The organism is Streptomyces sp. JJ66 (assembly GCF_019303495.1).
Taxonomy (GTDB): domain Bacteria; phylum Actinomycetota; class Actinomycetes; order Streptomycetales; family Streptomycetaceae; genus Streptomyces.
The window spans coordinates 34,646-49,047 of record NZ_JAEVFI010000014.1; the positions used below are offsets into that span (position 1 = coordinate 34,646).

The 14,402-nt window shown below is 72.3% G+C and carries 13 protein-coding genes; 2 read left to right on the top strand and 11 right to left on the bottom strand.

Annotated features, from left to right (window positions below; genetic code table 11):
* Positions 1-6: 6 nt before the first annotated feature.
* The 5 genes from pgl to tkt are packed head-to-tail and all read right to left on the bottom strand — an operon-like array spanning position 7 to position 6,638.
* On the bottom strand, positions 7-801 hold the full coding sequence (gene pgl / locus JJV70_RS12250; protein ID WP_219047896.1) for a 6-phosphogluconolactonase: 795 nt from the start codon (positions 799-801) through the stop codon (positions 7-9).
* Positions 798-1,847: a glucose-6-phosphate dehydrogenase assembly protein OpcA gene (gene opcA, locus JJV70_RS12255; protein ID WP_219047897.1), complete on the bottom strand. Its 1,050-nt coding sequence runs from the start codon at positions 1,845-1,847 to the stop codon at positions 798-800. Before opcA ends, pgl begins: the two co-directional genes overlap by 4 nt.
* Positions 1,844-3,391 carry a glucose-6-phosphate dehydrogenase gene (gene zwf / locus JJV70_RS12260; protein WP_219047898.1) on the bottom strand — a complete coding sequence of 516 codons (1,548 nt, stop codon included), beginning with the start codon at positions 3,389-3,391 and terminating at the stop codon, positions 1,844-1,846. Before zwf ends, opcA begins: the two co-directional genes overlap by 4 nt.
* 4 nt (positions 3,392-3,395) lie before the next feature.
* Positions 3,396-4,514 carry a transaldolase gene (gene tal, locus JJV70_RS12265; RefSeq protein ID WP_219047899.1) on the bottom strand — a complete coding sequence of 373 codons (1,119 nt, stop codon included), beginning with the start codon at positions 4,512-4,514 and terminating at the stop codon, positions 3,396-3,398.
* Positions 4,515-4,556: 42 nt separating this feature from the next.
* Positions 4,557-6,638 carry a transketolase gene (gene tkt / locus JJV70_RS12270; RefSeq protein WP_219047900.1) on the bottom strand — a complete coding sequence of 694 codons (2,082 nt, stop codon included), beginning with the start codon at positions 6,636-6,638 and terminating at the stop codon, positions 4,557-4,559.
* A gap of 401 nt (positions 6,639-7,039) precedes the next feature.
* On the opposite strand from tkt, the gene JJV70_RS12275 reads away from it, so the two are divergent.
* Together JJV70_RS12275 and JJV70_RS12280 are read left to right on the top strand one after the other, a co-directional pair.
* Complete coding sequence (locus JJV70_RS12275; RefSeq protein ID WP_219047901.1) at positions 7,040-7,984, top strand: heme o synthase; 945 nt, start codon at positions 7,040-7,042, stop codon at positions 7,982-7,984.
* Positions 7,985-8,056: 72 nt separating this feature from the next.
* The gene (locus tag JJV70_RS12280; RefSeq protein ID WP_219047902.1) at positions 8,057-8,440 is read left to right on the top strand and encodes a hypothetical protein; all 384 of its coding nucleotides are present in this window, start codon (positions 8,057-8,059) and stop codon (positions 8,438-8,440) included.
* A 115-nt stretch (positions 8,441-8,555) separates the two neighbouring features.
* On the opposite strand, the gene JJV70_RS12285 is transcribed toward JJV70_RS12280, so the two are convergent.
* The 6 genes from JJV70_RS12285 to pgk form a co-directional block, all read right to left on the bottom strand.
* Positions 8,556-9,584: a heme A synthase gene (locus tag JJV70_RS12285; RefSeq protein WP_219047903.1), complete on the bottom strand. Its 1,029-nt coding sequence runs from the start codon at positions 9,582-9,584 to the stop codon at positions 8,556-8,558.
* Between the two features lie 101 nt (positions 9,585-9,685).
* Positions 9,686-11,326, bottom strand: coding sequence for a glucose-6-phosphate isomerase (gene pgi / locus JJV70_RS12290; protein WP_219047904.1), 1,641 nt, complete (start codon positions 11,324-11,326; stop codon positions 9,686-9,688).
* Between the two features lie 109 nt (positions 11,327-11,435).
* Positions 11,436-11,771 carry an RNA polymerase-binding protein RbpA gene (locus JJV70_RS12295; protein ID WP_219047905.1) on the bottom strand — a complete coding sequence of 112 codons (336 nt, stop codon included), beginning with the start codon at positions 11,769-11,771 and terminating at the stop codon, positions 11,436-11,438.
* A gap of 162 nt (positions 11,772-11,933) precedes the next feature.
* Complete coding sequence (gene secG, locus JJV70_RS12300; RefSeq protein WP_219047934.1) at positions 11,934-12,158, bottom strand: preprotein translocase subunit SecG; 225 nt, start codon at positions 12,156-12,158, stop codon at positions 11,934-11,936.
* Between the two features lie 154 nt (positions 12,159-12,312).
* Complete coding sequence (gene tpiA / locus JJV70_RS12305) at positions 12,313-13,089, bottom strand: triose-phosphate isomerase (RefSeq protein ID WP_219047906.1); 777 nt, start codon at positions 13,087-13,089, stop codon at positions 12,313-12,315.
* Positions 13,086-14,306, bottom strand: coding sequence for a phosphoglycerate kinase (gene pgk / locus JJV70_RS12310; RefSeq protein ID WP_219047907.1), 1,221 nt, complete (start codon positions 14,304-14,306; stop codon positions 13,086-13,088). Before pgk ends, tpiA begins: the two co-directional genes overlap by 4 nt.
* Positions 14,307-14,402: the final 96 nt, after the last annotated feature.

The window sequence follows — 14,402 nt, forward strand, 5'->3', positions numbered from 1 at the left end:
GCCGTCCTACGCCTGTGCCGCGCGCACCCCGGCGGGCAACTGGGACGCGGCCGCCTCGTCGAGCAGCCACCGCACCCGCTCGCGTGCGCTCACCCCGGCCGCCGGTGCCTCCGTCTCCGGCGTGCCGCCCAGCGCGCGGGCGACGGCGTGGGCCTTGCTCTCCCCCGCCACGACGCACCACACCTCGCGCGCCGCGCGGATGGCGGGCAGCGTGAGGGAGACGCGGGTCGGCGGCGGCTTGGGCGAACCGTGGACGCCGACGACCGTGCGCTCGGTCTCCCGCACCCCGGGCAGGCCCGGGAACAGCGAGGCCACGTGGGCGTCGGGGCCGAGGCCGAGCAGCAGCACGTCGAAGGCGGGTACCTTGCTAGCGCTGGCGCCGTCCTCCGGGAGCGCGGCCGCCGCCAGCTCCTCGGCGTACGCGGCGGCGGCCGCGTCGGCGTCGTCGGCGAAGGTGCCGCCAGCGGGCTCCATCGGGTGGACGCGGGCGGGGTCGAGCGGCACGGCGTCCAGCAGCGCCGCGCGGGCCTGCGTCTCGTTGCGCTCCGGGTCACCGGCGGGCAGGAACCGTTCGTCGCCCCACCACACCTCGATGGTGCCCCAGTCGAGGGCATCGCGGTCCGGGGAGGCGGCCAGGGCGGCGAGCACGGCGATGCCGGTGCCGCCGCCGGTGAGCACGACCGAGGCTTCGCCCCGGGCGCTTTGGGCCGTTGCGAGGGCGGTGGCCAGGCGGGCGGCCGTGGCCCGGGCCACCTCGTCGGCGTCCCGGTGGACCACGACCTGCCGGGTGGGAGCCGTCATCGCGCTGCCGCCTTTCCGGATGGGGACTTCTTCGGGTTCCGCCCCCGGGTGGCCTTGGCGGGCTCCCCGCTGTCCGCCGAGTCGTCCGCTGGCGCGCCAGCCGGGGGCGCGCCCAGGTTCTCCAGGCCGTGGCACAGCGCGTGGTGGAACGCCTCGTCCGGGTCCAGCCGCCGCAGCTCCTCGGCGATCAGCTCGGCCGTGCCCCGCCGGTGCAGCGCCACATGCCGGTCGGGCTGCCCGGGGACGGCCAGCGCCGCGAGCCGCCCGTCGGGACGGTCCAGGCAGATCTCGCCGTCCGGGGTGGCCAGGCGCACCGCCGTGATGCCGGGGCCCTGGGAGACCGCGCGCTCGACGGGGACGCCGAGCCGGTCGGCGAGCCACAGCGCCAGCAGCTCGGTGCTGGGGTTGTACTCCTCGCCCTCGACGACGGCCGAGGTCACCCGGATGTCCTGGTGGCCGAGCGGCTTTTGGTCCAGGGCCGCCGCGAGCACGCTGCGCCAGGGGGTGATGCGGGTCCACGCCAGGTCGGTGTCACCGGGCGCGTAGGTCTGCGCGCGGTGGGCGAGGGCGGCCACCGGGTCCTCGGTGGCGGCGGCGTCGGTGATGCGGCGCTGGGCGAGGGTGCCCAGCAGGTCGGCGGCGGGGTTGCCGGGCGCGTCCTCGGGCCACCAGACGACGACGGGCGCGTCCGGCAGCAGTAGCGGCAGCACCACCGAGGAGGCGTGCCCGGCCAGCTCGCCGTGCAGCCGCAGCAGCACCGTCTCACCGGTGCCGGTCTCGCCGCCGAGCCGCACCTCGGCGTCCAGCCGGGCCTGGGCGCGGTCGCGCGGGGAGCGGCCCGGGCGGCGGATGACGACGAGGATGCGCGAGGGGTGCTCGCGCGACGCGTTGCTCGCGGCCTTCAGCGCGTCGTAGTGGTTGCCCTCGTCGGTCACGATGACCAGCGTCAGCACCATACCGACGGCCGGGAACCCGGCCGCCCGCCGCGCCTTGACCAGAGCCGCGTTGATCTGGCTGGACGTGGTGTGCGTGAGGTCGATGTTCATGGCCGCCGCCAGCTCCTACCGTCGCGTGCGAGCATCTCGTCGGCCGCCTTGGGACCCCAGGTCCCGGCGGTATACGGCTCGGGCTTGCCGTGCCGGTCCCAGTACTCCTCGATCGGGTCGAGGATCTCCCAGGAGCGTTCGACCTCCTGGTGTCGCGGGAAGAGGTTGGCGTCGCCGAGCAGGACGTCGAGGATGAGGCGCTCGTACGCCTCCGGGCTGGACTCGGTGAAGGACTCGCCGTAGGCGAAGTCCATCGTCACGTCGCGGATCTCCATCGAGGTGCCGGGCACCTTCGAGCCGAACCGGATGGTGACGCCCTCGTCCGGCTGCACCCGGATGACCAGCGCGTTCTGCCCGAGTTCCTGGGTGTCGGTGGCGTCGAAGGGCGAGTAGGGGGCGCGCTGGAAGACGACGGCGATCTCGGTGACACGCCGCCCGAGCCGCTTGCCGGTGCGCAGGTAGAACGGCACGCCCGCCCAGCGCCGGTTGTCGATCTCCAGCTTGATCGCGGCGAAGGTGTCCGTCTTGGACTGGGGGTCGATGCCCTCTTCTTCGAGGTAGCCGGGCACCTTCTCGCCGCCCTGCCAGCCGGCGGTGTACTGGCCGCGCACGGTGTGCTTGCCGAGGTCGGCCGGAAGCCGGACGGCGTTGAGCACTTTCAGCTTCTCGCGTACCAGCGCCTTGGCGTCGAAGCTGGAGGGCTCCTCCATCGCGGTGAGCGCGAGGAGTTGCAGCAGGTGGTTCTGGAGCACGTCGCGGGCGGAGCCGATGCCGTCGTAGTAGCCCGCGCGGCCGCCGATGCCGATGTCCTCGGCCATGGTGATCTGCACGTGGTCCACGTAGGAGCGGTTCCACAGCGGTTCGAACAGAGTGTTGGCGAACCGCAGGGCGAGGATGTTCTGAACCGTCTCCTTGCCCAGGTAGTGGTCGATGCGGAAGACCTCGCTGGCGCGGAACACGCCGTGGATGACCTCGTTGAGCTCCTGCGCGCTCTTCAGGTCGTGCCCGAACGGCTTCTCCACCACCGCGCGGCGCCAGGACCCGGTGGGCGCGTCGGACAGGCCGTGCTCCTTGAGCTGCTGGACGACGGTGGGGAAGAACCGGGGCGGCACCGAGAGGTAGAAGGCGAAGTTGCCGCCGGTGCCGCGTTCCTTGTCCAGCTCCTGGATGGTGTTCTTCAGCGTCGCGAAGGCGGCGTCGTCGTCGAAGACGCCGGGCACGAAGCGCATGCCCTGGGCGAGCTGCTGCCAGACCTCCTCGCGAAACGGCGTCCTGGCGTGCTCCTTGACGGCGTCGTGGACGACCTGGGCGAAGTCCTCGTGCTCCCAGTCGCGGCGGGCGAAGCCGACCAGGGAGAAGCCCGGCGGCAGCAGGCCGCGGTTGGCCAGGTCGTAGACGGCGGGCATGAGCTTCTTGCGGGAGAGGTCGCCGGTGACGCCGAAGATGACCAGGCCCGACGGCCCCGCGATGCGCGGGAGCCGCCGGTCCTGGGCGTCACGCAGCGGGTTGCCGGGGGCTGCCGCGGCGGCTGCGTCGCTGCTCACCTCGTTACAGCTCCTTCGGTGCGAGGCGTTCGAGCTCGGCCTGGGTGGAGGTGAGCAGGTCGTTCCAGGACGCCTCGAACTTCTCCACCCCCTCCCGCTCCAGCAGGGCCACGACCTCGTCGTAGGAGATGCCGAGCTTCTCCACCGCGTCGAGGTCCGCGCGGGCCTGCTCGTAGGTGCCGCGGACGGTGTCGCCGGTGATCTCGGCGTGGTCGGCGGCGGCCTCCAGCGTGGCCTCCGGCATGGTGTTGACCGTGTCGGGGGCGACCAGCTCGGTGACGTAGAGGGTGTCCGGGTAGGCCGGGTCCTTCACGCCGGTCGAGGCCCACAGGGGGCGCTGGACGTTGGCGTTCTTGGCCTCCAGCGCCTTCCAGCGGTCGGAGGCGATGACCTCCTCGTACGCCTGGTAGGCCAGGCGGGCGTTGGCCAGGGCCGCCTTGCCGCGCAGCGCCGTGGCCTGCTCGGTGCCCAGCGCGTCCAGCCGCTGGTCGATCTCGGTGTCCACGCGGGAGACGAAGAACGACGCCACGGAGTGGATCTTGGAGATGTCCAGGCCCTTGGCGTCGGCCTGCTCCAGGCCGGTCAGGTAGGCGTCCATCACCTGGCGGTAGCGCTCCAGCGAGAAGATGAGCGTGACGTTGACGCTGATGCCGCTGGCGATCGTCTGGGTGATGGCGGGCAGTCCGGCGAGCGTGGCCGGGATCTTGATCAGCGTGTTCGGCCGGTCCACCAGCCAGGCGAGCTGGCGGGCCTCGGCGACCGTGGCCCGGGTGTTGTGCGCCAGGCGCGGGTCCACCTCGATGGAGACCCGGCCGTCCCGGCCGCCGGTGGCGTCGAAGACGGGGCGCAGGATGTCGGCCGCGTCCCGCACGTCGGCGCAGGTGATCATGCGCAGCGCCTCCTCCACGGAGACGCGGCGGAAGGCGAGGTCGCCGACCTGCTGCTCGTAGCCCTCGCCGGCGGAGATCGCCTTCTGGAAGATCGAGGGGTTGGTGGTGACGCCCACGACGTGCTGCTGGTCCAGCAGCTCCGCCAGGTTGCCGGACGTGATGCGCTCACGCGACAGGTCGTCCAGCCAGATCGCCACGCCTTCGTCGCTGAGGCGCTTGAGTGCGTCTGTCATGGGAAATGCCTCTTCCTGCTCGTCGCTTGTCGGGTACGGGCCTCAGCGCGCGGCTGCCACGGACTCGCGGGCGGCGGCGGCGACCGCCTCGCCGGTGAGACCGAACTCCCGGTACAGGGTCTTGTAGTCGGCCGAGGCGCCGAAGTGCTCCAGCGAGACGATCCGGCCCGCGTCACCGGTGTAGCGGTGCCAGGACTGCGCCACGCCCGCCTCGACGGCCACCCGGGCACGCACCGCGGGCGGCAGCACCGCGTCCCGGTAGGTCTGGTCCTGCTCCTCGAACCACTCCACGCACGGCATGGACACCACCCGGGCCCTGATCCCCTCGGCGGCCAGCTCCTCGCGCGCGGCCACCGCGAGCTGCACCTCGGAGCCGGTGCCGATGAGCAGGACGTCGGGCTCGCCGCCCTCGGCCTCCAGCAGCACGTAGCCGCCCTTGGCCGCGTCCGGGTCGGGCGCGTAGGTGGGCACGTTCTGCCGGGTGAGGGCGATGCCGTGGGGTGCCGGGTGGATCGCGTGGCGCTCCATGATCTCCGCCCACACCGTCGCCGTCTCGTTCGCGTCGGCGGGACGGACGACGTTCAGGCCCGGGATGGCGCGCAGCGCGGACAGGTGCTCGACCGGCTGGTGGGTGGGGCCGTCCTCGCCCAGGCCGATGGAGTCGTGCGTCCACACGTAGGTGACCGGCGTCTTCATCAGCGCGGCCAGCCGCACGGCCGGGCGCATGTAGTCGGAGAACACCAGGAAGGTGCCGCCGTAGATGCGGGTGTTGCCGTGCAGTGCGACACCGTTCATCACCGCGCCCATGGCGTGCTCGCGGATGCCGTAGTGCACGGTGCGGCCGTAGGCGTCGGCGCCGGGCAGCGGGTTGCCGGACGGCAGGAACGAGGTCTCGGCGATGGTGGTGTTGTTGGAGCCCGCCAGGTCGGCCGAGCCGCCCCACAGCTCCGGCAGCACCGGGGCGAGCGCCTTGAGCACCGCGCCGGACGCCTTGCGGGTGGCCACGTCCTTGCCCGGCTCGAAGGTGGGCAGCTCCGCGCGCCAGCCCTCCGGCAGCCGCCGCTCGCGCACCCGGTCCCAGGTGGCGGCGCGCTCGGGGTGGTTGCCGCGCCAGACGGCCACCTCCTTGTCCCAGGCGGCCTTGGCCTGCTCGCCGCGCTCCAGCGCCTGCCGGGTGTGCGTCAGCACCTCGCCGGGGACCTCGAAGCTCGCCTGTGGGTCGAAGCCCAGGACGCGCTTGGTGGCCGCGACCTCCTCCGCGCCGAGCGCCGAGCCGTGCGCGGCCTCGGTGTTCTGCGCGTTCGGCGCGGGCCAGGCGATGATGGAGCGGGCCGCGATCAGCGAGGGGCGCGAGGTCTCCGCCTTGGCGGCCTGGAACGCCTCGAACAGCGCCTTCGGGTCGAGGTCGCCGTTCTCGGCCTCCGCCACGCGCTGCACGTGCCAGCCGTACGCCTCGTACCGCTTCAGGGTGTCTTCGGAGACGGCCGTCTCGGTGTCGCCCTCGATGGAGATGTGGTTGTCGTCCCACAGCATCACCAGGTTGCCGAGCTTCTGGTGCCCGGCGAGCGAGGACGCCTCGGCGGCCACACCCTCCTGGAGGTCGCCGTCACCGCACAGCACCCAGATGGTGTGGTCGAACGGCGACTCGCCCTCGGGTGCCTCGGGGTCGTACAGGCCGCGCTCGTAGCGGGCGGCCATCGCCATGCCCACCGCGTTGCCGATGCCCTGGCCGAGCGGGCCCGTCGTCGTCTCCACGCCCGTGGTGTGGTGCACCTCCGGGTGGCCCGGCGTCTTGCTGCCCCAGGTGCGGAACGCCTTCAGGTCCTCCAGCTCCAGGCCGTAGCCAGCCAGGTAGAGCTGGATGTAGAGGGTGAGGCTGGAGTGGCCGACGGAGAGGACGAAGCGGTCCCGGCCCGTCCAGTGCGAGTCGGCCGGGTCGTGCTTCATCACCTTCTGAAACAGCACGTAGGCCGCCGGGGCCAGGCTCATCGCCGTGCCGGGATGGCCGTTGCCGACCTTCTGCACGGCGTCCATCGCCAGCACCCGGGCCGTATCGACGGCCCGCTGGTCGAGGTCGGTCCAAGAGAGCGTCTCGGCTTCTGTAGTGGTCGGCTTGTTACTCACCCTGGCTCAGGGCTCCTCTCCGCGTACGAAAAAGCCGGTGACCTGACCCTTCACCGCGCGCTGCCGAGCCTACCGCCGACTGTGCCCGCGCCCCCGCAGGTGTTCGGACGGTGAACACCGGCCCAGTACCCACTGCTGGTCAACCCTCACCTGCGCGCCGGTATTTCTCCCGGCGGGAAAGCCACGACGGCCCGCGAACGCCCCACACATCCCGCCCGGCAGCGGAAGGCCACGGGAAAGGCGGCGAGCGGGAGTGGTCAACACGGCCCACCCCCCGGGCGGACGACGCAGGGCCGCCGTCTAAAGTGGCGTGGTACGTGAGAGCCGTCCGGCGCTTGCCGGTGGCCTCACCCGTTCCGCGCGGCGCGAGCCGCGGATGTCACTTGTGATCAGGGGTGTTCGTGACGGCCGTCGAATCCCGCCCTGCGGGGGTGCTCGCGCCGAACCAGGAGAGCCGAGCGCCGTTTCCGGCCCGGGTCAAGGCGTACATCGCCCTCACCAAGCCGCGCATCATCGAACTGCTCCTGATCACGACCGTCCCGGTGATGTTCCTGGCCGCTCAGGGCGTGCCGGACCTGGGACTGGTGGTGGCCACCTGCGTCGGCGGCTACCTCTCCGCGGGCGGCGCGAACGCGCTGAACATGTACATCGACCGCGACATCGACGCGCTGATGACGCGCACCGCGCAGCGCCCCCTGGTCACCGGCGTCCTCACGCCCCGGGAAGGGCTGGTTTTCGGCCTGGCCCTGGGGGTCACGTCCACGCTGTGGTTCGGCTTCCTGGTCAACTGGCTGTCGGCCGCGCTGGCGCTGGGCGCACTGCTGTTCTACGTCGTCGTCTACACCCTGCTGCTCAAGCGCCGCACCGCGCAGAACATCGTGTGGGGCGGCATCGCGGGCTGCATGCCGGTGCTGATCGGCTGGTCCTCGGTGACGAACGAGGTCAGCTGGGCCGCCGTGGTGCTGTTCCTGGTGATCTTCTTCTGGACGCCGCCGCACTACTGGCCGCTGTCGATGAAGGTCAAGGACGACTACGCGCGCGTCGGCGTGCCGATGCTTCCGGTCGTCGCCTCCAACCGGGTGGTGGCACGGCAGATCGTGCGCTACAGCTGGGTCATGGTCGGCGTCTCGCTGCTGCTCTGGCCGCTGGGCTACGTCGGCTGGTTCTACACCGCCGTCGCGCTGGCCGCGGGCGGCTGGTGGCTGTGGGAGGCGCACGCGCTGCAGTCGCGGGCGAAGGCGGGCGTCACGGGCGCGAAGCTCAAGGAGATGCGCCTGTTCCACTGGTCCATCACCTACGTCTCCCTGCTGTTCATCGCCGTGGCCGTGGACCCCTTCCTGCGCTGACCGCCCCGCCCGGCTCCGGACGTGGCGCACACCACGTGCGCCGGGTTCAGTACCGGCGAGTAGCATCGGGATATGGCTGAAACGCAGGACAACGGGACGACCAACACGACCGGAACCGCCGAGCCCGAGGCCCCGGCGGCCCACGCCCGGGCCGAGCGGCACGCGGCCCGGCTGGCCAAGCAGATCACCGCGTTCACACGGCGGCACGGCGGCAGCGCCGAGGGGCAGCTCGCCTACGTCGGGCAGCGCGGGGTGCGCATCGTGCTCGTCGGCCAGGACGGCGCCTGGGGCGACCTGATGGCCCCGAGCCACGCCATCGCCGAGCAGGCGGTGAAGCGGGCGGGCATCACGGTGCACGAGCACTTCGACGGTGAGATGGCCGCGAAGGTGCGCACCGGGCCGTACGAGTGGTCGCGGATGGCGGGCATGCAGATCGGCGGCCCGAGCAACACCTGACGGCCGCGCGGCCGCCCGCTCGGCAGGCTGCTTGTTCTCTCCAGCGGCGCGCGGGCGCGGCCCGGGGCTCTGTTGCCTGGTGGCGCGCCCGCGGGCGTTGCGCGCCTGCGGGCGGCTACGCGCTGGAGCCGACGGCGGGGCGGGACGCGGCGGCGGGCTGGGCGGGGTTTTGCGCGGCGGGCGCCTCCCCGGGGCCGGGGAGCACCGGCGGGGCGCCGCGCTCGCGCAGGCCGAGCCACACCCGCAGCACCGCGATCCACACCAGCGTCGAGCCGAGCAGGTGGATGCCGACCAGGACCTCGGGCACGTCGGTGAGGTACTGGGCGTAGCCGACGACGATCTGCGAGGCCAGCACGATCAGCAGGTCCCGCACCCGGGAGCGCGGCCGGGCCGGGGCGTCCACCGCGCGCAGGGCAGCCCACAGGGCGACGGTCAGGGCGACGACGAGCCAGGCCGAGGCGGCGTGCACCCGGGTGATCGTCTCCCAGGCGACGAACTCCATGCGCGGCACCTCGCTGCTGTCCCCGGCGTGCGGCCCGGCGCCGGTGACCACGGTGCCGACGACGATCAGCACCACCGTCGCCGCCAGCAGCGCGCCACCGAGCTGACGCACCCGGGTTCCCACCAGCGGGCGGGGGGCCTCGTCCCCCTCGCGGGCGCGCAGCCAGGTGAGGGTGGTGACGGTGAGCAGTGCCGTGGCCAGCAGGAAGTGCCCGGCGACGGTGTAGGGGTTCAGCTTCAGCAGCACCGTGACGCCGCCCATGAGGGCGTTGGCCACCACGATCCAGAACTGCGTCCAGGCCAGCCGGGTCAGCCCGGGGCGGCGCGGCTTCGCGCTGCGGGCGGCGACGATGGCCCAGCCGACCGCCGCGCACAGCACGTACGTCAGCATGCGGTTGCCGAACTCGATGGCACCGTGCAGGCCCATCTCGGGGGTGGCGAAGAGGCTGTCGCCGGTGCACTTGGGCCAGGTGTCGCAGCCCAGCCCGGAGCCGGTCAGCCGCACCGCGCCGCCGGTGACGACGATGAGCACGCTCATGAGCACGGCGGACAGGGTGGCGCGCTCCAGGACCCGCTGCGTGGGGGTCCAGCGGGCGGCGACGTACGCGAGGGGGTTACGCGCGGCTTCGAGCAGTTTGGGCACCCGACCATGGTAGGCGCAGGCTTGTGCACCCGTTCACGAGGGGGTGGGCGGCGCGGGCCGGTATGGGGCACGTACCGGCCCGCGCCGTCCTGGCCGGGGCGTCAGCGACCGCGCAGCTCGCGGTAGCGGGCGACCAGGGCGGACGTCGAGCCGTCCAGCCCGGGCACCTCGGCGCCTGCGGTCAGGGCGGGCTCGACCCGCTTGGCGAGCACCTTGCCCAGCTCGACACCCCACTGGTCGAAGGAGTCGATGCCCCAGACCGCGCCCTGGACGAACACCTTGTGCTCGTACAGCGCGACCAGCTGGCCCAGCACGGACGGGGTGAGGGCGGAGGCGAGGATCGTCGTCGTCGGGCGGTCGCCGGGGAACGTGCGGTGCGGCACCTGCTCCTCGGGAACGCCCTCGGCGCGCACCTCCCCGGCCGTCTTGCCGAACGCCAGCGCCTGGCCCTGGGCGAAGAGGTTCGCCATCAGCAGGTCGTGCTGCGCGCGCAGCGGACCCAGCTCGGCGACGGGCTCGGCGAAGCCGATGAGGTCGGCCGGGACGAGCTTGGTGCCCTGGTGCAGCAACTGGTAGTAGGCGTGCTGCCCGTTGGTGCCGGGGGTGCCCCAGACGACCGGGCCCGTCTGCCAGTGGACCGGGCGGCCCGCACGGTCCACGGACTTGCCGTTGGACTCCATGTCCAGCTGCTGGAGGTAGGCGGTGAACTTCGCCAGGTAGTGCGAGTACGGCAGCACGGCGTGCGCCTGCGCGTCGTGGAAGCCGCCGTACCAGACGCCGAGCAGGCCGAGCAGCAGCGGCGCGTTGGCCTCGGCGGGCGCGGTGCGGAAGTGCTCGTCCATGAGGTGGAAGCCGTCGAGCATCTCGCGGAACCGCTCCGGGCCGATGGCCACCATCAGCGACAGGCCGATGGCCGAGTCGTAGGAGTAGCGGCCGCCGACCCAGTCCCAGAACTCGAACATGTTGGCGGTGTCGATGCCGAACTTCGCCACCTCACCGGCGTTGGTGGAGACGGCGACGAAGTGCCGGGCCACGGCCTCCTCGCCGGCGCCCAGACCGTCCAGCAGCCAGGTGCGCGCGGCGTGGGCGTTGGTGATCGTCTCGATGGTGGTGAACGTCTTGGAGGCGACGACGAACAGCGTCTCGGCCGGGTCCAGGCCGCGCACCGCCTCGTGCAGGTCGGCGCCGTCAACGTTGGAGACGAAGCGGAAGTCCAGGTCCCGCTGGGTGTAGGGGCGCAGCACCTCGTAGGCCATGGCGGGCCCCAGGTCCGAGCCGCCGATGCCGATGTTGACCACGGTGCGGATGCGGCGGCCGGTGTGGCCGGTCCACGCGCCGGAGCGGACCTGCTCGGCGAAGTGGGCCATCTGGTCCAGCACGGCGTGCACCGCCGGGACGACGTTCTCCCCGTCCACCTCGATGACCGCGTCCCGGGGGGCGCGCAGGGCGACGTGCAAGGCGGCGCGGTTCTCGGTGACGTTGATCTTCTCGCCCCGGAACATGGCGTCGCGCAGCGCGGCGACCCCGGTGGCGTCCGCGAGGGCGCGCAGCAGGGCCAGCGTCTCGTCGGTGACCAGGTGCTTGCTGTAGTCCAGATACAGGTCGCCGGCCTCGACGCGGAAGCGCTCCGGGCGCGCCGGGTCGGCGTCGAACAGGCCGCGCAGGTGGAGTGTGCCGGTCTGCTTGCGGTGTTCCGCGAGTGCGGCCCACTGAGGCAGCCGGTCCAGACGTTCGCCGTTCATGTGGTGAATGCCCCTCGTGATCGTCGTTCCCCGCCGTGACGACTCTATGGGGCGCCCCGCACGAGGTTCACCTCCGACCCTCCCGCCGGGGGCTCCCACGGGGAAGGGGCTACAGCTCGCCGCGCAGCTTGGCGAGCGCTTCGGCGAGGATCGCTTCGCCGTCGGCGTCGCTGCGGCGCTCCCGTACGTACGCCAGGTGCGTCTTGTACGGCTCCGTGCGGGGCGGGGCCGGCGGGTTGTCCTGGTCCTGCCCGGCGGGGAATCCGCACCGGGGGCAGTCCCACGTGTCGGGTACCTGTGCGTCGCTGGCGAAGCTCGGCTGCGTCTCGTGCCCGCCCGCACACCAGAAGGAGACGCGCAGGCGGGGCGCGGATTCGCCGCGCTCGGCCTCGCCCATCGGCCCGGCACCCACCCGGCTGCCCCGGATCGCGTTGCCACCTGCCACGGTAGTCACTCCTGCCTCACGCGTGCTGCGAGTCATCCCCGTTGATGTAGGGCCCAACGCGCGTCCCCTGGCGGGAGTTACCCTCCGGGCGGAACGCGGTCCTCATGATAGGCAGCAAGCGGCCACCCCTGTCAGTACCGCGTCAGCACCGGGCAGGGAGGTTCAGGACTTGATCATGATCCCGAGGGCCACGATCACCGCGAACCAGATGAGGCCGACGACGACCGTGATCCGGTCCAGATTGCGCTCGGCGACCGAGGAGCCGCCGACCGAGGACTGCATGCCGCCACCGAACATGTCGGACAGACCGCCGCCCTTGCCCTTGTGCATCAGGACCAGCAGCAGCAGCAGACCGCTGAAGATGATCAGGGCGATCGTCAGACCCAGTTCCACGGTTGACCAACTTTCGGGCTTTCGGGCTTTTCGGGCTATCGGGCTTCACCACAACGGACGGTGAGGGACACAGCCTACGACGGGAGCGGCCCGCCAGCCCAGCCCGGCCACCTGGGCCGGTACCGGGCGGCGGGCCGCACGCCGGGCCTTACTGGTCGCGGAAGCGGACGATCTTGACGAACTCGTCCACGTCCAGGGAGGCGCCGCCGATCAGCGCACCGTCCACGTCGGGCTGCGCCATGATCGCGGCGACGTTGCCGGACTTCACCGAGCCGCCGTACTGGATGCGCACCCCCGCCGCCAGCTCCTCACGGTAGAGCTCGGCGAGACGGCCGCGGATGGCCTGGCACACCTCCTGCGCGTCCTCGGGGGTGGCGACCTCACCGGTGCCGATGGCCCACACCGGCTCGTAGGCGATGACGAGGGTGGCCGCGTCGTCGGCGGAGACACCGGCCAGCGCGCCGTCGAGCTGGGCCAGGGTGTGCGCGACGTGCTCACCCGCCTTGCGCACTTCCAGCCCCTCGCCGACGCACAGGATCGGGGTGAGGCCGTGCGCGAAGGCGGCCTTGACCTTGGCGTTGCACAGCTCGTCGGTCTCAGCGTGGTACTGGCGGCGCTCGGAGTGGCCGACGAGGGCGTAGGTGCAGCTCAGCTTGGCCAGCATCGGGCCGCTGACCTCGCCGGTGTAGGCGCCCGACTCGTGCGCGGAGATGTCCTGGGCGCCGTAGGTGATCTTCAGCTTGTCGCCGTCCACCAGGGTCTGCACCGAGCGCAGGTCGGTGAAGGGCGGCAGGACGGCGACGTCCACACCGGCGTAGTCCTTGTCCGCGAGCGCGAACGCGAGCTTCTGGACGTGGGCGATGGCCTCCAGGTGGTTGAGGTTCATCTTCCAGTTGCCCGCCATGATGGGCGTACGGGAACTCATGCGGTGCGATCCTCCAGTGCGGCGAGGCCGGGCAGCGTCTTGCCTTCGAGGTATTCGAGGCTCGCGCCGCCGCCGGTCGAGATGTGGCCGAAAGCGTTCTCGTCGAAGCCCAGGATGCGCACGGCCGCGGCGCTGTCCCCACCGCCGACGACGGTGAAGGCCGGGCTGTCGAGCAGGGCGCGGGCAAGCGCGCGGGTGCCTTCGGCGTAGTCGGGATGTTCGAAGACGCCCATGGGCCCGTTCCAGAACACGGTGGCCGCGTCCGCGAGCTTCGCGGCGTACAGCTTGCGCGTCTCGGGCCCGAGGTCCAGGCCCTCCAGCTCGCCGGGGATGGCGTCGGCGGCGACGGTCACCGGGTGGGCGGGGGCCTTCGTCTTCAGATCGGGGAAGCCGTCGGCGGCCAGGACATCGACGGGGAGGACGAACTCCACGCCGCGCTCGGCGGCCCGCTCCAGGTAGCCGCGCACGGCCGGGACCTGGTCCTCCTGGAGCAGCGACTTGCCGACGTCGTGGCCCTGCGCCTTCAGGAAGGTGTAGGCCATGCCGCCGCCGACGAGGATGCGGTCGGCCTTCTCCAGCAGGTGCTCGATCACGCCGAGCTTGTCGGAGACCTTCGCGCCGCCGAGCACGACGACGTAGGGGCGCCCCACGTCCTCCGTCAGCTTCTTCAGCACACCGACCTCGGTGGCGATCAGGCCGCCCGCGGCGTGCGGGAGCCGCGCCGGGAGGTCGTAGACGGAGGCGTGCTGACGGTGTACGGCGCCGAAGCCGTCCCCGACGTAGGCGTCCGCGAGCGCGGCCAGCTCGTCCGCGAAGGCGGCGCGCTCGGCGTCGTCCTTGCTGGTCTCGCCCGGGTTGAAGCGCAGGTTCTCCAGCAGCGTGACCCCGCCGTCGCCCAGGGAGGCGACGGTGGCCTTCGCGCTGTCCCCCACCGTGTCCGCCGCGAACGCGACGTCCTGCCCCAGCAGCTCACCCAGGCGCCGGGCGACCGGGGCGAGCGAGTACCGCGGGTCCGGCGCGCCCTGCGGGCGGCCGAGGTGCGAGGCGACGACCACGCGCGCACCGGCGTCGGCGAGGCGCTTGATCGTCGGGACGGCGGCCCGGATGCGGCCGTCGTCGGTGATGGTGTCCCCGTCGAGCGGGACGTTCAGATCGGCGCGGACCAAGACCCGCTTGCCGGTGACGCCGTCCGCGACGAGTTCGTCGATCGTCTTCATGGTGGTGGATTCGGCTCCTTGAGATCAGCCCTGCGACAGGGTGCGAGGCCCGCACGGCGCGCCGGTGCGCCGCCCGGGCCTCGTCCCGGTCACTTC